The sequence below is a fragment of the Labilibaculum antarcticum genome (genome assembly GCF_002356295.1).
Taxonomy (GTDB): domain Bacteria; phylum Bacteroidota; class Bacteroidia; order Bacteroidales; family Marinifilaceae; genus Labilibaculum; species Labilibaculum antarcticum.
Genome location: NZ_AP018042.1, coordinates 3,354,301 through 3,377,456, shown reverse-complemented (window position 1 = coordinate 3,377,456; position 23,156 = coordinate 3,354,301). Strand labels below are relative to the sequence as shown.

General features: G+C 36.1%; 19 protein-coding genes. 2 read left to right on the top strand and 17 right to left on the bottom strand.

Annotated elements, in window-relative coordinates; all coding sequences use genetic code 11:
* Window positions 1–3: 3 nt before the first annotated feature.
* The 4 genes from ALGA_RS13385 to ALGA_RS13370 form a co-directional block, all read right to left on the bottom strand.
* Entirely contained in the window at window positions 4–339 is a 336-nt protein-coding gene (locus ALGA_RS13385) for a serine kinase (RefSeq protein WP_096433629.1), read from the bottom strand.
* 120 nt (window positions 340–459) lie between these two features.
* Window positions 460–1,827 (bottom strand): [Fe-Fe] hydrogenase large subunit C-terminal domain-containing protein, encoded by a 1,368-nt coding sequence (locus ALGA_RS13380; RefSeq protein WP_096429792.1) that lies wholly within the window; start codon window positions 1,825–1,827, stop codon window positions 460–462.
* A gap of 7 nt (window positions 1,828–1,834) precedes the next feature.
* A complete protein-coding gene (locus tag ALGA_RS13375) occupies window positions 1,835–2,248 on the bottom strand; it encodes an ATP-binding protein (protein ID WP_096429790.1) in 414 nt (137 codons plus the stop codon).
* Window positions 2,249–2,253: 5 nt separating this feature from the next.
* The gene (locus ALGA_RS13370; protein WP_231705965.1) at window positions 2,254–2,601 is read right to left on the bottom strand and encodes a DRTGG domain-containing protein; all 348 of its coding nucleotides are present in this window, start codon (window positions 2,599–2,601) and stop codon (window positions 2,254–2,256) included.
* Window positions 2,602–2,930: 329 nt separating this feature from the next.
* Between ALGA_RS13370 and ALGA_RS13365 the strand changes: the two genes are divergently transcribed.
* Window positions 2,931–3,746 (top strand): adenine nucleotide alpha hydrolase family protein, encoded by an 816-nt coding sequence (locus ALGA_RS13365; RefSeq protein ID WP_096429788.1) that lies wholly within the window; start codon window positions 2,931–2,933, stop codon window positions 3,744–3,746.
* Window positions 3,747–3,860: 114 nt separating this feature from the next.
* Here the strand turns inward: ALGA_RS13365 and ALGA_RS13360 are convergent, their stop codons facing one another.
* From ALGA_RS13360 to ALGA_RS13310, 11 genes are all read right to left on the bottom strand, one after another.
* A complete protein-coding gene (locus ALGA_RS13360; protein WP_231705963.1) occupies window positions 3,861–6,044 on the bottom strand; it encodes a S46 family peptidase in 2,184 nt (727 codons plus the stop codon).
* A gap of 30 nt (window positions 6,045–6,074) precedes the next feature.
* Entirely contained in the window at window positions 6,075–6,653 is a 579-nt protein-coding gene (locus tag ALGA_RS13355) for a Maf-like protein (RefSeq protein ID WP_096429786.1), read from the bottom strand.
* A gap of 2 nt (window positions 6,654–6,655) precedes the next feature.
* A complete protein-coding gene (locus ALGA_RS13350) occupies window positions 6,656–7,615 on the bottom strand; it encodes a UbiA family prenyltransferase (protein WP_096429784.1) in 960 nt (319 codons plus the stop codon).
* 24 nt (window positions 7,616–7,639) lie between these two features.
* Window positions 7,640–8,167: a KdsC family phosphatase gene (locus ALGA_RS13345; protein ID WP_096429782.1), complete on the bottom strand. Its 528-nt coding sequence runs from the start codon at window positions 8,165–8,167 to the stop codon at window positions 7,640–7,642.
* 89 nt (window positions 8,168–8,256) lie between these two features.
* Complete coding sequence (locus tag ALGA_RS13340) at window positions 8,257–9,033, bottom strand: Rossmann-like and DUF2520 domain-containing protein (RefSeq protein WP_173804014.1); 777 nt, start codon at window positions 9,031–9,033, stop codon at window positions 8,257–8,259.
* Window positions 9,034–9,043: 10 nt separating this feature from the next.
* Window positions 9,044–9,544: a hypothetical protein gene (locus ALGA_RS13335; RefSeq protein WP_096429778.1), complete on the bottom strand. Its 501-nt coding sequence runs from the start codon at window positions 9,542–9,544 to the stop codon at window positions 9,044–9,046.
* Between the two features lie 408 nt (window positions 9,545–9,952).
* Window positions 9,953–11,167, bottom strand: a complete 1,215-nt coding sequence (locus ALGA_RS13330) for an OprO/OprP family phosphate-selective porin (protein ID WP_096429776.1) — start codon at window positions 11,165–11,167, stop codon at window positions 9,953–9,955.
* 152 nt (window positions 11,168–11,319) lie between these two features.
* Complete coding sequence (locus ALGA_RS13325; RefSeq protein WP_096429774.1) at window positions 11,320–12,354, bottom strand: hypothetical protein; 1,035 nt, start codon at window positions 12,352–12,354, stop codon at window positions 11,320–11,322.
* 259 nt (window positions 12,355–12,613) lie between these two features.
* Window positions 12,614–14,329, bottom strand: coding sequence for an acyl-CoA dehydrogenase family protein (locus ALGA_RS13320; protein WP_096429772.1), 1,716 nt, complete (start codon window positions 14,327–14,329; stop codon window positions 12,614–12,616).
* A gap of 65 nt (window positions 14,330–14,394) precedes the next feature.
* Complete coding sequence (locus tag ALGA_RS13315) at window positions 14,395–15,414, bottom strand: electron transfer flavoprotein subunit alpha/FixB family protein (RefSeq protein ID WP_096429770.1); 1,020 nt, start codon at window positions 15,412–15,414, stop codon at window positions 14,395–14,397.
* Window positions 15,415–15,465: 51 nt separating this feature from the next.
* Window positions 15,466–16,341 (bottom strand): electron transfer flavoprotein subunit beta/FixA family protein, encoded by an 876-nt coding sequence (locus ALGA_RS13310; protein WP_096429768.1) that lies wholly within the window; start codon window positions 16,339–16,341, stop codon window positions 15,466–15,468.
* Window positions 16,342–16,868: 527 nt separating this feature from the next.
* On the opposite strand from ALGA_RS13310, the gene ALGA_RS13305 reads away from it, so the two are divergent.
* Window positions 16,869–18,341: a carbon starvation CstA family protein gene (locus tag ALGA_RS13305; RefSeq protein ID WP_096429766.1), complete on the top strand. Its 1,473-nt coding sequence runs from the start codon at window positions 16,869–16,871 to the stop codon at window positions 18,339–18,341.
* Window positions 18,342–18,395: 54 nt separating this feature from the next.
* Here ALGA_RS13305 and ALGA_RS13300 read toward each other — a convergent pair whose 3' ends face one another.
* Window positions 18,396–18,719 carry a DUF3467 domain-containing protein gene (locus ALGA_RS13300; protein WP_096429764.1) on the bottom strand — a complete coding sequence of 108 codons (324 nt, stop codon included), beginning with the start codon at window positions 18,717–18,719 and terminating at the stop codon, window positions 18,396–18,398.
* A gap of 131 nt (window positions 18,720–18,850) precedes the next feature.
* Window positions 18,851–23,116: a DNA-directed RNA polymerase subunit beta' gene (gene rpoC / locus ALGA_RS13295; protein ID WP_096429762.1), complete on the bottom strand. Its 4,266-nt coding sequence runs from the start codon at window positions 23,114–23,116 to the stop codon at window positions 18,851–18,853.
* Window positions 23,117–23,156 lie beyond the last annotated feature (40 nt).

Below are 23,156 nucleotides of genomic sequence, written 5' to 3'. Positions count from 1 at the left end.
CCTTTACTTTTTCAAAATATCAAATAATTTCCCAGTTAATTCAAAAGCTTCTTCTTCCGAAGATAGAATAGGAATTCCTTCCAGGTTGCTTTGTTCTGCAGCATCCGCTTCCGGTTCATATCCTTTCACCAGGATTATAGCAGCCAATTCCTTTAAAGAAGCAATTGCCATTATATTCTTATGCGTTTGCAAAGTCACCCAAACCTGATTTTCATCTGCGTTTCCCATCACATCACTTAACAAATCAGAGGTATATCCTCCTTCAATTTCGCGATTCAATCCAGTAGATCCACTGCACACTTTTAATCCTAGCTTATCAACTATATCTTGTACTTTCATCTGTTTATAATTTTCATTTAATTGCCAGATGGTCCCGAAAGCTTTCGGGATTACCATTCGCAAATAATTATTCTTGTTTGTGAGTAAATAATGATTGACTCACGGACGTTTCATTTTTATTTAATGATCGTTTATATTTTTCTTTTCAAATCTTTTTATCCCCCAAGTATTTTCTGATATATCAAAAGACTCCTGAGGCGTAATTAAGCCTTCTTTGGTCAACATCTTCTGCAAAAAAACACATTGCGTCATCTTTGCTTTTCCTTGCACCACATCCTCTGCTAAGGCCTGACAACGCGGAGCTCCACACGCACCACAATCGATACCTGGTAAAACTTTCAAGATGCGATTAATCTTCTCCATCTTCTTCATTGCCTCCATCATGTCAGTATCTAAACTCAAAATTGATCGAGGTTCAATACTCTTAATTGAAATATTTTCCAGCAAGTAAGGTCTATACTCTTCTATTTCTTTCTCTTCAAGTATAATGGGCTTATTTCGATGATACCAATCACCTCTTTTTCGCAATCGCTCTATAGCTAAAAACCTATTTTCAGTGGTTAAAACTCCACCAGCACAAGAATGATCGCAAGCACGTAATTCCAAGAAATCGATATCCCTTATTTCCTCATTCTCCAACTTCTCCAATACCTCAATTACATTATGAATTTCATCAATAGCCAAGCATCTACCAGAATATTGCGATGCTTCTCCATTTGTTAATGTCCAACCAATACTTCTTCTGGACATGTGTTTATCTATTTCATATTTAATCCCTACAGTTTTATTTTGCTTGATACTTAATAAGACCTTATTGTAGATGAAATCCATATTGATAACACCATCAATAAAAGAGTTATCTTCTCCGACAGGGCTTTTCACAGCGGCTATTTTTGCAGCACAGGGAGTCACATAAAAAATCCCGATTTCATCATCAAGAAACCCTTCATTTCTAAGTTTTTCACGATAAAACAAGGCTGAAATATCAATAACCGGCTTTAAGTGAATAATGTGCTCGACTAAAGCAGGAAACTTAACCTGAATCAAGCGAACGATTGCAGGACAAAAGCTAGAAATAAACGGACGATCCTGATGATTCTTCTTCATGTAAGTCTTAGTAGCCTCGGTAAGAACATCCACTGTTTCATCAACCTCATATACATGAGTAAAACCTAAGTCAAGAATAACAGAATATATTTGTTTTTCGGATATATCATCAGGAAATTGGCCTAACAGAACGGTAGGCAGTAGGGCAACCCGCTGTTTAAAATGAAAGATTTGAGAAAAGTCATCTTGCTCAACGATTATTGCATTAACCGGGCAGGCATTTAAACATTCACCACAATCGACACAGGCATTTTTATTAATATCAGCAATCCCATTTTTAACACGAATTGCCGAAGTCGGACACACATTCATACAATGTGTGCAACCAATGCAAACCTTCTCAACAACTTTTAGTGCATGATAAAAATGAGCCTTCTCCATTCTCTGCTTATTTCAAATAATTAACAATTTCCAATTGAGTGCCAACATTAACCGTACTGCTAATATTCATTTGATCTGAGTTCTTTTTTATATTGGGCAATCCCATTCCAGCGCCAAACCCCATTTCCCGAACTTTTGGCGTAGCAGTAGAAAAACCTTTTTCCATTGCCTTATCAATATCAGGTATACCGGGACCTTTATCTTCAATTCGAACCACTATCTTATCCGGAAATATTTCAACAATCATATTACCCTCAAAAGCGTGTGCGACCACATTCACCTCAGCCTCATACAACGAAACTACCGTCCGTTTAATAATCTTGGCATCGACATTCAACTGCTTCAATATTTTTTTAACTTCACTAGAGGCTGTTCCCGCTTTTGAAAAATTACCCCCTTCAATAAAAAATGTAAACTCCATTCTCTTTAATATACTGGTTCTAAACCCATTTCACACAAAACCGAACACGTTTTAAACATTGAATAACTACATTCAATTAATGTAATATTATTCTCGCAGGCCAAGTCTTTCATTTCTTGCGAAACCTTCTTATCCCGTACAAATAAGATGTAAGAAATATCGGACATTTCTGATGTTCTTATCGTCTGTAAATTATTCATCCCCGTGATCAACAGCATATTATCTGTATCCAAGGTCAATACATCACTCATGAGATCCGATGCAAAACCAAAATGTATATCTTGATTTAAATCATCTTTTCCACAAATAACCTGTGCATTAAGTTTATCAACAACATCCGCCACTTTCACCATATCGCAGTATCATATTATGTTTGCTTACTAATTGTTTATGATGGGACTAAGATAAGGATTCGAGCAGGATTAATGAATGATATCTAACGGAATAGGCACAAAATAATAAAATACATATTTAATCTAAATAACTCCAAATAAACAAAATAGATCAAGTCATTTTTCAATATTAGCTCATCCATATTATCATAAATCAACAACTTTTTTATGTCAATATGATTGAAGGAGATATTGATGTTCGAAGAAGGAATCAAACAATTATTTTTTGATTATATTCGCATACATACAGGCAAGAAAAAAGCCTAAATACCTATTTTTTTCTTTATTCAATGAGTTTTAAGAAGCAACATATACTCGTTTTAATTCAAGATATACAGAGTACAAGTATCGCTATCAAGCATGCTTTTACTCTGGCAAAACTTTTCAAATCGGGAGTCGCCATCGCATGTTATCCTTCTAAAAAGAACAAAGCCAACACTTCTGTAAATCAATATCTTGCTGAAAATATTAATCTACAGTCAATTCCCTACAAAATAATAGAACTAAAAAATAGCAAACGGGAACCAAATCTCAGCATACAAGAATTGGATGCAATTTTTATTGTAACACAATTCCCAAAAGGATCACTAAATCATTTTCTAAAACGAAATGCCATTTTCAAATGGATACTGGAAGCAAAAATCCCTTCTATACTTGTAACAGAACAAACGAATCCTGATTGTGAATACAAAAACATAATTGTCCCAATAGATAACAAGAGAGAGAGTAAAGAGAAAATGATTTGGGCTAGTTATTTTGGTCGATTCAACAATGCGATTATTCACCTAATTGCTCCCAATGAAAAATCTGAAGGATATCTTCGTACCATAAAAGCCACATTACTCTTCACTAAAAAAATGTTTGAACAGTTTACGTTCGAATACAAAATTGTTAAAACAGAATGTCAAAGCAAAAACATCAACAGGGAAGCAATTAAATTTTCGAAAAATTATAATTCCGATTTAATTGTACTCATGTCGAATCGTAATCCTGGCTGGATCACCTCCTATTCTGGCCCCACTCAACTAAAAAGCATTCTTAGAAAAGAGCAAAACCCAATTTTATTTATCAATCCATTAAAAGACTACTACCTGCCTTGCAACTAAACGTATAACGGCAAAAGCAAACTCTTTTCTCCTTAGAATCTCATCCACAAAAAAAGGAATTACCATTGCAGGTAATTCCTTTCTTATCTATTAAAATATCTGTTACAGCAAAAATTACTGAACTATATTCATCTCATCCAATAAATATCCAGCACCTGCAAATTTATCAACAATGAACAGCACGTAGCGGATATCCAGAGATACGTTACGGCAAATTTCAGGATCGTACATTAAATCGGACATTACACCTTCCCAGGCCCGGTCAAAATTTAATCCGATCAACTCTCCATTGGCGTTTAAAACCGGGCTGCCAGAGTTCCCTCCTGTAGTATGATTTGTTGCTGCAAAACAAACCGGCATTTCACCTTGAGTATTTGCATAGCTTCCAAACTCTTTTGCATGATAAAGATCTCTCAATTTCTGAGGAACATCATAATCGAAAATTTCCGGATTGTCTTTTTCAATGATTCCTTCTAATGTTGTATAATAATCATATGTAACAGCATTTCGAGCTTTGTAACCAGCTACCTTCCCGTAATGAACTCTGAAAGTTGAGTTGGCATCCGGATAAAATATTTTCTCTTTTTGCATTTCCATTAAACCGGCCATATAAGTACGTTGCAACTTGGTGGTTTTTGTCAACACCTTAGTATAAACCGGCGAAATTTCCGATTCATAAAAGAAAAAGATACTATTCGCTAAAACGAAGATAGGATCCTTAGCCAAACGTTTACCCCTTGACAATTTATAGTCACTCAATAATTCATTTAGCTTAGCTTGATCTGTAAATACCGATTTAGACATTGCTTTCTCTGCGTAAGCCTCAAAATCGCCCTTGTACTTATCCCTAATATCCACAATCTCTTTAGGCAAATACTTGTCTTCCAAATTCTCACTGTACATCTTCAATAAAGCAGCCAAAAGCTTCCTATCTGTAGATACATTATAGTTCTTGAAAAACTTATCTCCCGACTTCTGCAAATCAACAACAAGATCAGCAAGTTGATCCTTATCCTTTTTAGTTAGTCTAGCTATTTTTTTAAATTTATGGGCAAAAGAAACAACCTCAGCACCTCTCATACCAGCTTCAATTGCATAATCCCGGGCCAAACTCACTGGAGTTAACTCTTTGTAAAGAACTCCCATTTCGCTTACAATACCGGCATATTTTGTTTCCAAATCATCACTGCTATTGGCCCAAACCTCAAATTTCTTTTCCAATTCTTTCTTCTTGGAAATTGCATTCAATCGATCCAAACCTTTGATTTCACCTTGCCATCTTTTCCATGAATTGGAAACACCAGCATATTTAGCTGAATACTGAATTCGAACCAATGGAGAAGCATCCATATCCGCTCTCATCAAATCTAATTTCTTAGTTCTGATTTTGATTTTATGAGGATTATCAACTTTGGTCATTAAATCCAAAGCATCAGATGTTAAATATTCAGTAGTCGTTCCCGGATATCCAAAGACCATCGTAAAATCACCTTCATTTGCACCTTTAAGAGAAATTTTAAAAGACTGTTTTGGTATCATTGGAACATTCTCTTTCGAATAGGATGCAGGCTTATTGTCTTTATCTGCATAAATCCGAAACATCGAGAAATCTCCTGTATGACGAGGCCACATCCAATTGTCGGTATCACCACCAAATTTCCCAATTGCTGATGGCGGAGCACCTACCAAACGAACATCCTTATAAATTTCATATACAGAAAGAAAATACTGATTTCCATTAAAGAAAGCTTTAACACTTGCCCGATAATCTGAATCCTTTTCGCTTGCCTTCTGAATCTTCTTGATGTGCTTTTGAATCATCTTCTGACGATCATCCTCTTTGGTTTCATCAGTAATACTATCTAAAACCTGGGAAGTAACATCTTCCATACGAATTAAAAATGAAGCTGTAATTCCCTCATTAACCAATTCTTCATCGCGGCTCATGGCCCAAAATCCATCCTTCAAATAATCATGTTCTAAAGTAGAATGATCTTGAATGGCTCCGTAACCACAATGATAATTTGTTACCATCAAACCTTCATCTGAAATCAGCTCGCCGGTGCAAAAGTGATGAAAAGGACTTCCTTCACGTCCCAAACCAACTACAGCATCTTTCAAACATGCCTCATTGAGACTATAAATATCAGCAGCCGAAAGTTTAAATCCAGCCTTTTGCATGTCTTCAATATTGTATTTTTCCAAAAGCATGGGAATCCACATTCCCTCATCAGCTTTTGCCTGAGCTCCTATCAGCAGAATAAATGCGATAAGAAGCAGACTTATTTTTTTTATCATCCTAAAAATTTATATGTTAGTATCTGTTGTTTAAAATTTTGATAATTCCTGATACATGCGTTGAATAGGTAGACCCACTACGTTAAAATAAGATCCTTCAATGCCATCGATACCTATAAATCCAATCCATTCCTGAATTCCGTATGCTCCCGCTTTATCGAAAGGTTTGTAATTATCTATGTAATAATCGATTTCTTCATCCGACAAGGCTTTAAAATGGACATTGGTAGTTGTTGAAAAGCTAACTTTCTTCTCTTTACTCATTAGGCAAACTCCACTTATTACCTGATGTGATCTGTTTGACAATGCATTCAACATTTTAACTGCATCCTCTCTGTCTTTTGGTTTTCCCAGAATCCAATCATCAACACAAACAATTGTGTCTGCTGTAATCACTAACTCATTGGATTTAATATCCTCCTCGAATGCTTTTGCTTTTAATTCGGATAAATAAACTGGGATTTGCTCAGTATCTAATCCTCCAGGATAGACTTCCTCAACTTCCTTTGTTCTAATTTCAAAAATCAAGCCCAATTCCTTCAACATTTGATGTCTTCGAGGCGATTGAGAGGCTAATATTAATTGATAATCCTTAAGATTATTCAGCATGTTTAAAAATTTGTGCGATTGATAATATAATTGACCACAAAGGCGTATGAGATACCTGCCAGAATGGCGAATCGTATCAGAAAAATTCCAGTCTTAAATTTGTTTCCTTCCGAAAACTTATAAACTCGATAAGCCAATAGAAACAATGGAAAGATGATTAAAACACCAAAATACCAAGGTGTAATTTGATCCAATGGAGCATTTAAAAATTGATACCAAACTCCAAAAACAGATACGGATAAAAATAGAATAAGCAGTATAATAGCGACTTTAGACCACTGCAAACCAATTACAATTGGCAGGCTTCTGCGGTTAATTTCACGATCTCCTTTAATAGAAAGTAAATCTCTGATGAATTGTGCAATTAGAACACCCACAAAGGAGAAAAAAGAAAAGGCCCCTACCCAATACAATAGGTAATTAAAATTGGTTTTTGAGGCAATTAATATTTCCGAGTAAGTTATAGTAAGCGGTGGAATTTCGTAAATAACAACCAAAAAAGGAATAGCGGCAACAATAAAAGCGATTAAAAAGCTACCCAATAAAAAGTAATATTTGTAGGACGTTGAATAAAACCAAAGCAAGCCTCCACCCATAAAAAAGATGAACACAAATTGCCAGTGACCAATTTTATAAGACACATACCCTCCAAGTAAAACAGATATTGCAGCAATTATTTGCTGCAGAAACAAGGCTATTCTTCGCGTAACCTTTCTACCCACAATAACATCCTTTTTATTGATTCGATCTGGTTTCGTGTCAAAATAATCATTAATGACATAACCTGCAGCAGCCATACAAACGGTAGCTAAAACCAATATTGCAAAATCCAAATCGGACAATTGAAGTTTGATTTTATTTATCCCCAATATGGGCTGAATGATGAAGTATCGCATCACATACTGTGTTAATGCAATGATAATCAGATTGGGTAATCGGATCAATTTCAGATAACTATTCATTGGACTCAACTGATTAAGTTTATTTTATATACTTTGAATATTCGTATCGGCCTCGAGCCATTTGCTATGTGCTCTAAGAACTTGTTCAATTACATCGCGAACGCAACCGTAACCACCCTCTTTATCCGAAATATAGTTGGATATAGCCTTTATTTGTTCAACTGCATTGCACGGACAGGTTGGTATCCCTATCCTTTTCATCACCTCATAATCAGGCAAATCATCGCCCATATACATGATATGGTCAGGATTTAAATCATATTTTGAAATGAAATCTTCAAAATCTTTACTCTTATTCTTCGATCCCATATAAATATCGGTAACACCAAGACCTCGGTAACGCTTTTCTACTGCATCAGAAACGCCCCCAGTTATTATTGCGATAGGATAGCCCTTTTTAACAGCATACTGAATGGCATAACCATCTTTTGTATTTGCTGTCCGCAACATTTCTCCCGATGAATCAATAACGATACACTCATTGGAAAGAACTCCATCCACATCGAAAATGAATGCGGTAACTTTCATTAAATCCTCTTTAAAAAACGCCATATAATTTAGAATTGAGAAACAAGATATGAGATGTGAGAAAACATTATATTCTACTTCTCATTTTCTTCTTCGAAATACAACAAATTTACTTATTTACTTTTGTGCATCTTATAAATGCTTTCGCTCACAAAACTATACAATTTTTTAAAATCAGGCGTGTTTTCTAGTGCCTTCTCGTGAGAACTCATTATTTCCTCATCGAAACGAACGGCAGGACCTGTTTGAGCCGATAAAGGATTTAATTGCAGAGCTTTTTGTGCTGTCTCCAGAATTAAAGGTTTTAACAATTCAAAATCAACATCTTTCTCCTCAAGCAATTTTTGCCCAATGCAATACATATGATTGGTAAAATTACAGGTGAAAACTGCAGCCAAATGCAATTGCTTTCGCTGATCCGAAGAAATTAAATGAACACTTTTTGATATTCGTTTTGCCAATGCAATCAGATTTTCTTGAAATTCCATATTATTCGACTCTATACAAATTGGAATATCCGAGAAATCGACCTTACGTTCCTTCGAGAAAGTTTGCAAAGGATAAAAAACGCCATAAATTTTCGTGTAATTTTCAAAAATATCTACAGGAATACTACCCGCAGTATGAACCACCTTGCCTATCGGAACAGGCAAACCATCAAGAATTGGCTGCAAAGCCTTATCGCTTAAAGCAAAAACATACAAATCAGCATTCTTTTCTATTTCCTTTACGGATATAGTATACTTACAATTCAATTTCTCAGCCAATGCTTTCGCAGATTCAACAGTTCTGCTGTAAACCTGCAAAATCTCAATTCCATTTTCATGAAGAGCAAGAGATAGCTGAGTCGCTAAATTACCGGCACCAATCATTACTACTTTTTGAATCATTTTCCTGATTTTATACTATTCCTAATTCTTCCGGTGATGCAGCAATATTTTTCAAAGGTACTTTTCCCTTGTCAATCATCCCAAAAAGTTTTTCGCAAGCTTTCACTAAATCCTCATACATATCTTCGGCAACCAAAACCAACCTCTCATCTATGAAATCCAAATGTTCTGTATCTTCCGGTTGATTTTTTCGGGAGCAAAGTAGTAATGATTTGCTGGGAACAAAGGAGTGAGTTAACTGATTTCTCAACCTATCGTACAGCCAAAAATCTTTATTTACGATACGATAATTGTTCCCCATTAAGATATTTAAGGATTTTGAAAATCGTTTTGATGATTGTGCACGTGCTTTTAATGGTTTATTATCCAAGAAGCAACCTAAAGCCTCAATGGCTTGTCCCATCATGATAAATGAGAAGAAATAGAATCCTTCCTTTTGTAAACGACCTATTTCCTCAACGAAGATCTTTCTTATAAACTGTTTCTCCTGTTCAGCTTTTTCTTTGTCCATACTACAAATATATACAGATAATATCGATTACCATTTCACAATCCTATCGGAAATGATTTGCTTGTACAAAGAAGACGAATCATCAAGTCATTATAAGTATCGCAAGCCACTTTCGTGATCTGAAAAATAGAGAAACCTTCCCCTCTATCAGAAAAATCATTTGCACAAACCACAAAACGATCACCTCTGACGGTTGTGATCGTATTCACAAAGCATAAAGCGATCAGCACTGACGCTTGTGATCGTTTTGATAAAACACAATACCAACAAGGCTTCACCTCTATCAGAGAAATACTCTTAGGCACATAGAAAAATCGAACAAATGAATGGTAAATCCTTTCAACAGAATCAAAAAATGCTGTCCATTACAGACAGCATCCTTATTTTCTTTTTATTCTGATGTCTTTCTTAAAAAGAAAATTGCAAACGAGTTTGAATCATGTTAAAATTCTCCTCCCCATTTAATGCATTTTCATCCAAGTCGACATTTGTAAAGTTCAATTTCATCAACACATTGTGATTTACATACCAGGTGCATCCTAAAGAAATATCCTTTTGCTCCCCTCCCATTATATACGAATCCTCATCATTTAAATTGGTCTTATTAAAACGTGCAAGTAGTTCAATGGAACCGGGACTTGGCTTAGCCAAACGTGCCGATTTCATTTTGTACTTGTAATTACCACCTTTTATGAGCCAAGCCAATTGCGCATAGTAACCATTTGCCTTATACTCCTCTGTAAAATTATAATTTTCCCATGACCCCGGCATATCAACATTCACTTTTGTTTTAATATACTCAGCTTGCAAAACAACAGGCCCTTCGGATGTTAATAATTCAATTCCATACTTAAATTGATCTTTAGCATTCTCAATTTCTGCCTCAATAAAAGATCGTCTTTCGATATGGGTTGCCGCTCTCGATTTATACCTTACTGTTTTAGGATATTCACGATCCATAAATTTATCCTCATCAGTACTGCGATAACTACCCGAAACGCCGATATGGAAAATAGTTCCATCCTCATTTATAGGAGCAAATACGAATCTGGAAGTCAAACCAAAACCTTCATCCCCTTCCGACCAATTATTTGCATCACTTCCAAACAAACCCAGAGCCCAATAATAATTCTTTCCCCACCTGTCATAGGAAACGCCTAAATTACGACCTGGCCTGAATGCTTCCACAGTACTGGAAAAATTCATAAACTTAATTGTTTTAGAACTCTCTGTTTGTTCGATCCCGAAAGGCTCTAAAAAATGCCCCGCCCTAAAGAAGCTATTTTTGTTAATATTGTATTGCAGAAATACATCTTTAAGAGAAACTACACCACCATCAAAACCTATATTGATTTTTGCATCCCAGTTTTTCCAAACTGTTGCTTTCATTAAAAATCGAATGTCTCTAATTTCACTGCCACTTCCCAAATCAGTTTTATCATCAAAATAACCTGCAGCATCCATATAAACTCGACCACCAATTCCAAATTTAAACTGACCATCATCGGTGGCCATTTGTATTGATCCTTTTTCGACTCTTACTTTTAATTCATTAGAATCTTGTGAAAACAAACTTGCCGTAACAAGTAAGAAACAGAAAGTTAAGAGGCTGTGTTTTTTCATTTCAGAGCTTGCTTAAAGATAACTTATCATTTATTTTAAAATACAAACTTAATAAATATGTTAGATTAAAATAAATAACATTTCAGAATAATTAAAACAAAAAAAGACCACCCAAGGGCAGTCTTTTATTTACGGTCAATTAATTATTTTCTTTAGAATTTAAACTCAAGATTTACATATACCATTGAGTTGTCTTCCGAGGAAGAATCCTTTTTCATAAACCCCTGATAGTTTAAAGCCATTTTAACACCTTTTACCGGTGCATACTGAACACCTGTTGTAATAGCGCTGCCGTTACTGGAAAGATTCCATTTTTCGGTTTCTCCTGCCAAAGTATTAGAAGTTAGGTAATCATATCTTCCAAACACTTCCCATTTGTTATCTATTGTATAAGTTGAATAAAATGACATCCCCTCTAAATCGTGATTGTCTGAAGCACTTGAGTATTTAGCACCATTGATTAATTGGTTGTATTCTGCAGCCAATTTGAATTTATCAGAAAATTCATATCCAACAAAAGTTGCTAAGGCTGTTACAGTTACATCTTTTTCTGTTCCTCCTGCAACAGCAACTTTAGCTGAATTAACATCACCATATACTTTTGCAATCAAACCCTTATTCTCATAGATCAAACTAGCTCCCACTCTTTGTTTTCCATCATCGTCCTGCACTTTTTTGTAGCCTTCACCATTAATGATAAAAGCATTTGCAGAGAAAGCATCACTTAGTTTAAAGTTAGCCTTAATTCCTAAATCAGCGCTGGCTCCAAAACCATATTCATCGTTAAATGACTTCATGATGTAACGATATCCCCAGAACTTTTCCTGCTCGGAGAACTGAACCGTACCAATCATACCTAAAGAAACTTTTACTGCAGAAGAAGCTTGCCACTCCAATTGAGCTTTCTTAAGGAAGGCAGTATAATCGCTTCCTCCATCATTTTTACCAACATCAAGGGTGATGCTTGCTTTCCATCCTTTTGCAATATTGTAATCATACCCAAAATAAGCTCTTTTAATTTCGAAGCTACTCTCTTGTTCTGTTCCTTCAGACATATCGTAATGATAGTTAAAGAATACTTTCCCATTCGCTTCTCCTGAAGGTGTGAAATCCGCTTTATCCTGTGCTACAGCAGTAAAACTTAAAAGTAATGCTGTTGCACCAATTAATAAATTTTTCCCTCTCATTTGGTTTGTTTTAGTAGTATGTAATTTTTTTGCAACTAAGTCGACATATTTTCTTAATAACTGACGACAAAACTAATTCCTTTCCTAGAAGTCACACTCTTAAATGTTTTAAATAAACGTTAATTCGACTTAACGATAAATTAACATGACTCTGATATTGTTGCAAATACGGGTCATTCGTTCACTTCAGAAAGTCAAACACAAAAAAAACGGAAGCTCCCACTTAAGGAACTTCCGCTATCTATAATTTGTTTAGGTTTTATTTTTGAAAAATACCTAAGTCTTTCAAGTCTGAATTTTGAACGTAATCCAGGTGACCAGAACAAACTGATTTACCCATTTTCACATAAACTTCACATGACTCTTTGTATTTATCGTTACGGGTTGTATCCAATAAAGTAAGATATCCCAGGATAATATAACCAGCCATTTCAACCAATCGACGAGCATGGAAATCTAAGAAATCATTATGATCTGCAGTTGCATTAATCTCAGTAACCTTTGCAACAGCTTTTTCATATTGCTCGGTCATGCCTTTAAGCATAGTTCTGATGTACTCCAATTGTGGACTTAATTCAGAAGCTTGGTAAGCTTTAATCTGAGCTAAATACTGACCTGTGGTTACTCCACGAACAGCAGCAACAACTTGTAATTGAGATGTTCCTTCGTAAATATTCGTAATACGTGCATCACGCACCAAACGCTCAATTGGGTAATCTTTCATATAACCCGAACCCGCGTGAATTTGCAATGAATCGTAAGCAATTTGATTGCAATACTCAGAAGCAAATAATTTCAGCATTGGAGTCAATACATCAGCAATTTTTTGGTACTTCTTCATCTCATTTCTTTCATCCTTATCCAAAGAACGATCCTGAGAAATATGATAGTAACACTTGTAAACATCCACCATACGACATGTTTCATACAACATAGAACGAGAAGCATTTAACTTCGCCTCCATATTGGTCAACATTTCATAAACAGCAGGGAATTTAATAATTGCCTTTCCAAACTGACGACGTTCCTTAGCATATGCTAAACCTTCACGATATGCAGCTTCAGCAATACCTATCGACTGAGCACCAACACCCAAACGTGCGCCATTCATTAATGACATTACATATTTGATCAAGCCCATCTTACGATCTCCAACCAATTCGGCTGGAGCATGAGTGAATACCAATTCACAAGTCGGAGAACCAATAATACCCATTTTGTGCTCGATACGACGAACCTTAACAGCCAGGTGTTTTTTGTCATAAATAAACATCGACAAACCACGACCATCATTGGTTCCAGCTTCAGAACGAGCTAACACCAAGGCAACCTCACCATCACCATTGGTAATGAAGCGCTTTACGCCATCTAAATACCATTGATCTTCCTTTGCATTATAGGTCGCTTTTAACTGAACAGCCTGAAGATCTGATCCAGCATCTGGCTCAGTTAAATCCATAGCAGCAGTTGCTCCTTTAGCAAAACGTGGTAAATAATTCATTTTCTGCTCTTTTGAAGCAAATTCATGAATTGTTTCAGCACAATCCTGTAATCCCCAAATGTTAGCAAAACCTGCATCAGCACGAGATACTAATTCAGCAGCCATTACGTAAGGTACAAGTGGAAAATTCAAGCCATCATACTCACGAGGCAAACTCATTCCAATCAATCCAGCTTTTGTTAAAGCCTCATGATTCTCTTGAGTTCCTCTTGCATAAATTACACGATCATTTTCAACTCGAGGTCCTTCCTTATCAACACTTTCAGCATTTGGGTCAATAATATCTCCACAAATCTCACCTACAATTTCCAAGGTGCGATCGTAAGAATCCATTGCATCCTCAAAATCAAGAGGTGCATAATCATATGTTTCTTTATCCTCGAAGTTGCGCTCTTTAAGTGCAACAATTTTTTTCATCAACGGATGATCCAAGTGGAACTTCAAATCATCATTATCATTATAGAAATTAGCCATTTCTTTGGATGTTTTTTGTTAAAAATTAAAGCGATTAGCGAACACGATTACCTTATATAGGTTTCTTACTTCGTGTTTTCTTTGTATTGCTTAATCATTTTTGGAATCACATCAGCAATATCACCTGTAATAATATAGTCGGCAAAATTGTTTATTGGTGCATTCTTATCGGTATTAATTGCAATAACCATTGATGATTCCTCCATACCTGCAGTATGCTGAATCTGCCCAGAAATACCGCAAGCAATATATAGTTTAGGACGAACAGTAACCCCTGTTTGTCCAACTTGGCGCTCATGAGATGCATAACCAGCATCAACAGCAGCACGAGAAGCACCTACCTCGGCACCTATAATATCTGCTAATTCATACAATTTATCGAAGTTCGCTTTAGAACCTACACCGTAACCACCTGCGATAATAATACCCGCATTTTTGATGTTTACTTTTGAAGCTTCCATGTGACGCTCAATAACTTTCACAACAAAATCCTCAGCATTTACATACTTTTCAACATCAAGTTGTTTCACCTTTCCTTTGTAAGCATCCGAACGAATCTCTTTCTTCATGACTCCCTCACGAACAGTAGCCATCTGCGGACGACAGTCAGGATTGACAATTGTAGCTACAATATTTCCTCCAAATGCAGGACGAATCTGATACAATAAGTCCTTATATACTTTATTATTCTTCTTGTCTTCATGATCTCCAATAATCAAACTGGTACAATCGGCTGTTAAACCTGAATGAAGAGCAGAAGATACACGAGGACCTAAATCACGACCGATGCTGGTAGCACCCATCAATGCGATTTGTGGTTTTTCTTCCCCAAATAATTTCACAATTATTGATGTGTGAGGCATTGTAGTGTATGGATACAAGCGTTTGTCACTCGCAATCCATATAGTATCTACACCATAAGGCATTATTTGCTTCTCTACACCTTTAAGATCAGCTCCAATTACAATAGCTTCAAGCTCACATTTTAAATCGTCAGCCAGTTTTCTACCCTTGGTTAAAAGTTCAAGGCTTACATCTGCAACCTGTCCCTCTTCTATTTCACAATATACAAATATGTTGTTCACGGTTTCATTTTTTTAAATTCTACATTGAGATGACTGGAAAAATCCAATCGATTAACCAATGGTATGGTTAGCGATTAATTCTTTCATTAACTCGCCCATATCAGCATCAGTAGGCTCAAGAACTCTAGCCTCTTTAGCTTGAAAAACCACATTTTCAATAGCCTTTACCTTTGTAGGTGATCCTGTTAAACCAAGTTCCTCTGCTTTGGTTTCGATATCGTTTACACTCCATTCCCCAATATTTAAATAGGGGCGATTGTTATGCAACAAGATGTAATCTTCATCAGCATTCTGCATTTCAGAAACGGCTCTGGCATGCTTATATTTCATTACATATTTTGCATTACGAGGACGACAATCCGGTGCAGATGAATTTACAGTTACTACCATTGGCAAACTACCTTCTACAGTCTCAACTCCACGCTCTAAACGACGTTTTATCACAATCTTCCCTTTTTCAACAGAAACCACTTCCTCTGCATATGTAATTTGAGGAAATCCTAGTTTTTCAGCAACCTGTGGTCCTACCTGAGCGGTATCTCCATCAATTGCCTGACGACCTGCAATTATAATATCAATTTTACCCATTTTTTTAAGGGCACAAGAAAGAGCATAAGAAGTTGCCAATGTATCCGAACCGGCAAAAGCACGATCCGATAAGAGTATTCCATTATCAGCACCTCGGTAAAGACCTTCACGAATAATTTCGGCAGCTCTTCCAGGTCCCATTGTTAAAAGGGTAACTTCTGTTCCAGGGTAATTATCTTTCAAACGCAACGCTTGCTCAAGTGCATTCAAATCTTCAGGATTGAAGATCGCTGGTAAAACAGCTCTATTCACGGTTCCATCAGCTTTCATAGCATCCTTCCCAACATTTCTAGTATCAGGAACCTGCTTAGCAAGAACAACAATTTTTAATCCTTTCATTATAATATATGTTTTATCATCTGTAATTAACTCAGATCTATCGCAAAACTCATTTTCAAACTACATTACTATAATTATCGAAGCAGATAAATCTTCAAATCACTTATTAATATTTACTTATTCAGGTTTGCTCTATAAATGATTGAATTCTTCAAAATCAGAGTGTAGCAAATATAAAGATTAGAGTACTTAAAACAAATCTAGATTGCGAGTTACACAACAGTTTAGTTCTGGATAAAAAAACTACCTGATGACAACAGATACAAACATCATTAAACTCTGATATAATGTCACTTAACTAACCAACAACAATCTTTTATTTAGTTTACTTTTACGTCTTCCTCAAACTATTTATAAATTTCATTTACAAATAGAATCAAAACCCTCCTGATTTAAATTTCTTTTCGGTCAATCATCCGTTCAAACACAGGAAAAAAACATTCTTAGTTGATGCCTCTTTCATCTCAAAAAAATAAATTCAATTAAAATTTTAATTTTGTTTAAATAAACAAGATTGAATAAAAGACATGATCACTTTTTTAGGCGCAATATTTGCATTAATTCTAGGATATATTTTCTATGGAAAATTTATAGAACGATTTTTTGGTGCTGATGACACCATTGAAACACCAGCCGTTAGATTGGAAGATGGTGTTGATTTTATAACAATGCCAACTTGGAAAATGTTCACCATTCAATTTCTTAACATTGCAGGCCTAGGACCTATTTTTGGAGCAATTTTAGGTGCCATGTATGGTCCCATTGCATATATTTGGATTGTTTTTGGTTGCATATTTATGGGAGCAAGCCATGATTATTTTTCAGGAATGCTTTCCATTCGAAACGAGGGAGCAAGCCTTCCTGAAATTGTTGGTAAGTATTTAGGCCCGGGTATACAGAATTTCATAAGAGTATTCACAATTCTATTACTTTTATTTGTTGGAGTAGCATTTGTTACCGGTCCAGCCGGATTACTCACAGATTTAACCGGAGGTGGATTAAACTGGTGGCTTTATGGCATATTCTCCTACTATTTACTCGCAACTCTACTTCCAATTAATAAAATTATTGGTAAAATTTATCCGTTTTTTGGTATCTCACTATTACTTATGGCAGTAAGTATAGCAGGCGTATTGATTTATAAAGGAATGAATGGCAGTATCGTATTGAATGAGATATCAATTGAAGAATTGAAAAACCTACATGTGAATCCCACACAAAATATACTTTTTCCAATGATGTTTATCGTAATTTCCTGCGGTGCCATTTCTGGATTTCATTCTACTCAATCACCAATGATGGCTCGTTGTATGAAAAAAGAAAGTTTTGGCAGACCCGTTTTTTATGGAGCAATGATTGCAGAAGGAATAGTTGCAATCATTTGGGCCACCGCTGCCATGAACTTTTTTGGCAATGCTCATGAGTTGAATTCAACCATCGCTTCTGGTCACAATCCTGCCTGGATCGTTAATGAAATATGCAATACATGGCTAGGGAAAATTGGAGCTGTATTTGCAATTATTGGAGTAATTGCTTGTCCCATCACAACAGGTGACACCGCTTTTCGCAGTGCCCGGCTTACAATTGCTGATATATTTAACTACAAGCAAAAATCAATAAAAAGTAGATTATTAATATCCATACCTTTGTTTGCTGTTGGATTCATTCTATCCCAACTTGAATTTTCTACAATTTGGAAATACCTTGGTTTATCCAATCAAATTCTTTCTATGGTGATGTTATGGACTGCCGCTATGTATTTAGCAAAAGAAGGTAAGAATCATTTATACCTGAGCATCCCAGCTCTATTTATGACTGCAATCTGCTTTACTTATTTATTAGTTGCGCCCAACAAAAATGGTGGTCTGGCAATAAACGCCCAATTGGGGATTCTATTGGGAATACTTGTCGCAATCTCAATATTTATTTGGTTTCTAATAAGTATCAAAAAAAAGTCAATACAAAAAACAACAAGCAATTTGACTACTTACCGTGAATAATAACAAAACCGGAAAACAGTAACTATTTTCCGGTTCATATTTATTTGCTTACTATTATGCTTGCCCAGTAGGACCAAAACTCATTGGCATTACAGTCCCTTGTGGTCCTTGGTTATCTTCCACTTTGATCGGCCCATGAAGAGACTCAAATTTTCGAATGTTATCTTGTAAAGCCATCATCAATCTCTTTGCATGCTCTGGAGTAAGAATGATTCGCGATTTAACATCAGCTTTTGGAATTCCCGGCATGATTCTCACAAAATCCACTACAAATTCTGAACTCGAATGAGTTATTACGGCAAGGTTTGAGTAAGTTCCCTGAGCAACATCTTCCTTCAATTGAATATCTATTTGGTTAGATTTTTTTTTATCGTTCATGATTGTATTTTATAATTAGATAATTTGTCCTCCTGCTAAATTATGAAAATATTCTCTATTACGACTAAATAGAAAAATAAAAAAGGGTGTTTTCAAAATGAAAACACCCTTTATATAACTTAGAGTAACTCTTAATATTCTTTTGACTTAGAATCTAACAGTTTTTCGTATTCAGCTTTTGCGCCAACAACTACATCCCTGTACTCGCGTAAACCAGTACCTGCAGGAATAAGATGACCACAAATTACATTCTCTTTCAAACCTTCAAGATTATCAACTTTACCGCTAATTGCAGCTTCATTAAGAACCTTAGTTGTTTCCTGGAAGGAAGCAGCTGAGATAAAACTCTTAGTTTGAAGAGCAGCACGTGTAATACCTTGAAGAATCTGAGTCGATGTAGCAGGAATTGCTTCACGAGCTTCAACTAGTTTCAAGTCTCTTCTTCTCAATACCGAGTTAGCATCTCTCAGTATTCTTGAAGAAACAACCATTCCAGGTTTCAATTCTTCAGAATCGCCACCATCAACAACAACTTTCTTTCCGAAAATTTCATCATTTTCAGCCATGATAGCCATTTTATCGATAACCTGTTTTTCCAAGAATTTAGTATCTCCCTGATCATCAACAATTACCTTACGCATCATTTGACGAACGATAATTTCAAAATGTTTGTCATTAATTTTCACACCCTGCATACGATATACATCCTGAACTTCATTCACGATATATTCCTGTACTTTAGTTGGTCCTTTAATGGCAAGAATATCAGCAGGAGTAGTCGCACCATCAGATAATGGAGTTCCAGCTCTTACATAATCGTTCTCCTGAACAAGAATTTGTCTTGAAAGTGGTACTAAGTACTTTCTAACATCATCTCCTTTCGTTGTCACGATAACCTCACGATTACCACGCTTAATTTTACCAAAAGTAATCTCTCCATCAACCTCTGAAACTACAGCAGGATTAGAAGGATTACGAGCCTCAAACAACTCAGTAACACGTGGCAAACCACCGGTGATATCACCTGTTTTACCAACAGCCCTAGGGATTTTCACTAATGACTGACCCGCTTTAACCATTTCACCCTCGGATACAGAAACGTGAGCTCCTACTGGTAGATTGTAAGCTTTTAAAATTTCCCCTTTGGAATTTAAAATCCTAACACCCGCATTTTTTGTTTTATCCTTAGATTCAGTTACCACTTTTTCAGCAAAACCTGTTGCTTCATCTGATTCTTGAGAGAAAGTAATACCTTCAATCAAATGATCAAATGAAACTTTTCCTGAAAATTCGGTAATGATCATTGCATTATAAGGATCCCATTCACAAACCAGATCGTCAATCTTAACATCCTGACCATCCTTAATATACAGTTTAGATCCGTATGGTATTGAATGTGTTGTTAATGTAATATTGGTGTTTTTATCAACAATACGTAATTCAGCCAATCGACCTATAACAACGTCATACTTTTTATTATCATCCGTTTTGTGCTCTACGACACGTAACTCTTCATATTCAGCATAACCATTGTATTTAGATACGACTGAATTTTCTGCAGAAACGTTACCTGCTGTACCCCCAACGTGGAAAGTACGAAGAGTAAGCTGTGTACCTGGCTCTCCAATAGATTGAGCTGCAATTACACCAACAGCTTCACCTTTTTGAACAGCTATACCAGTAGCTAAATTACGTCCATAACATTTCGCACAAGCACCTCGTTTAGACTCACATGTTAACACTGAACGAATCTCAACTTTTTCAATTGGAGAATTTTCAATTAAGAGAGAGATCTCTTCAGTAATTTCCTCACCTGCCTCAATAATTAATTCACCAGAAATAGGATGGAAAATATCATGTACTGTAGTTCTACCAAGTATTCTCTCAGTTAATGAAGCTACAATCTCTTCCTGATTCTTAATTGCAGCGGTAGTAAGTCCACGTAAAGTACCACAATCTTGTTCGTTAATAATAACATCTTGTGCTACATCAACCAAACGACGAGTTAAGTATCCCGCATCAGCCGTTTTTAGAGCCGTATCCGCCAAACCTTTACGAGCACCGTGAGTTGAAATAAAGTACTCAAGTACCGATAAACCTTCTTTAAAGTTAGAAAGAATTGGATTTTCAATAATTTGAGCACCTTTAGCACCAGATTTTTGTGGCTTAGCCATCAATCCCCTCATACCACCAAGCTGACGAATCTGTTCTCTAGATCCACGAGCTCCAGAATCAAGCATCATATAAACAGAGTTAAATCCCTGATTATCCTCAGCCAATTGGGTCATCAAAGTTTGAGTAAGATTCGCATTAATATGTGTCCAAATATCAATAATCTGATTGTAACGCTCATTATTAGTAATGAAACCCATGTTGTAGTTACTCAACACTTCTTCAACCTGAGCATAACCGTCAGCTACTAAAGCTTCTTTTTCTGCAGGAACCTGAACATCAGACAGGTTAAACGAAAGTCCACCTTCAAATGCTTTACGATAACCTAAATCTTTAATATCATCAAGGAAATTAGCACAAGCATTAACCCCACACTTTTTATAGATAAATCCAATAATATCTCTTAATGCTTTCTTAGTAATCAATTGATTAATAAAACCAGCACCATGAGGAGTTGCTTCGTTAAGAATGATTCTACCAACTGTAGTTTCTACGGTTGTATCAACCAATTCACCCTCTGCATTTAAATCTTTTACTTTTACTTTTATCGCACTGTGAAGATCAACCGCCTTCTCATTAAAAGCAATCATCGCCTCTTCCGAAGAGTAAAAATTCAATCCTTCACCTTTTCCACCTTTTCTTGCCTTGGTAATGTAATATAAACCAAGAACCATATCCTGAGAAGGAACAGTTACCGGTGCACCATTAGCAGGGTTCAAAATATTGTGTGAACACAACATTAGCATTTGGGCTTCCAAGATAGCTTCATTACCTAAAGGCAAGTGAACCGCCATCTGGTCACCATCAAAATCCGCATTAAAACCAGTACAAGCCAGTGGATGCAAACGAATTGCTTTTCCCTCTATCAATTTTGGTTGGAATGACTGAATACCCAAACGGTGAAGTGTTGGAGCACGGTTAAGAAGAACTGGATGTCCTTTTAGTACATTCTCAAGAATGTCCCAAACAACAGGATCTTTTCGATCAACAATCTTCTTCGCCGATTTTACAGTTTTAACGATACCTCGTTCGATCAATTTTCGAATAACGAATGGCTTATAAAGCTCAGCTGCCATATCTTTAGGCAAACCACACTCGTGCATTTTCAAATCTGGTCCAACAACAATTACCGAACGTGCAGAATAATCGACACGCTTACCCAATAAGTTTTGACGGAAACGTCCTTGCTTACCTTTCAACGAATCTGAAAGAGATTTAAGTGGACGATTATTTTCAGTCTTAACTGCATTAGATTTACGTGAATTATCAAATAATGAATCAACAGCTTCCTGAAGCATACGTTTCTCATTTCTAAGAATAACTTCTGGCGCTTTTATTTCAATAAGTCTTTTTAAACGATTGTTACGGATAATAACTCTTCTGTACAAATCATTCAAATCGGAAGTTGCAAAACGACCCCCATCCAATGGTACTAAAGGACGTAATTCCGGTGGAATTACAGGCACAACCTTAACAATCATCCACTCAGGACGATTGACTCCTTTTGAGCCACGGAAAGATTCAGTTACCTGAAGTCTTTTTAAAGCTTCGTTTTTACGTTGCTGAGAAGTCTCGGTATTTGCTTTATGACGCAAATCATACGAAAGAGCATCAAGATCTATACGAGCTAATAAGCTAAATAAAGCATTTGCCCCCATTTGAGCAATAAACTTATTTGGATCATCATCATCAAGATGCACCTGATCTGCAGGAAGCTCATCAAGAATATCAAGATACTCCTCTTCTGTAAGGAAGTCGAGGTATTTAATACCGTCAGCAGCTTTAATTCCAGCATTAATTACTACATATCTTTCATAGTAAATAATTGCATCAAGCTTTTTAGTAGGTAAACCTAACAGGTAACCTATCTTATTTGGTAACGATTTAAAATACCAGATGTGGGCAACAGGTACAACTAATTGAATGTGTCCCATTCGCTCACGTCTTACCTTTTTCTCGGTTACCTCAACACCACATCGATCACAAACAATCCCTCTATATCGGATACGTTTGTATTTACCACAATGGCACTCATAATCTTTTACAGGACCGAAAATTCTTTCACAGAATAATCCGTCACGTTCTGGCTTATAAGTACGATAGTTGATAGTTTCAGGCTTTAAAACTTCACCACTGGATCTTTCTAAGATCTCTTCCGGTGAAGCGAGACTGATAGAGATTTTTGTAAAACTACTCTTTACTTTGTTATCTCTTCTGAATGCCATATGTTGAAAATTAGGAAATTAACAATTTTGTTTCAAGCAA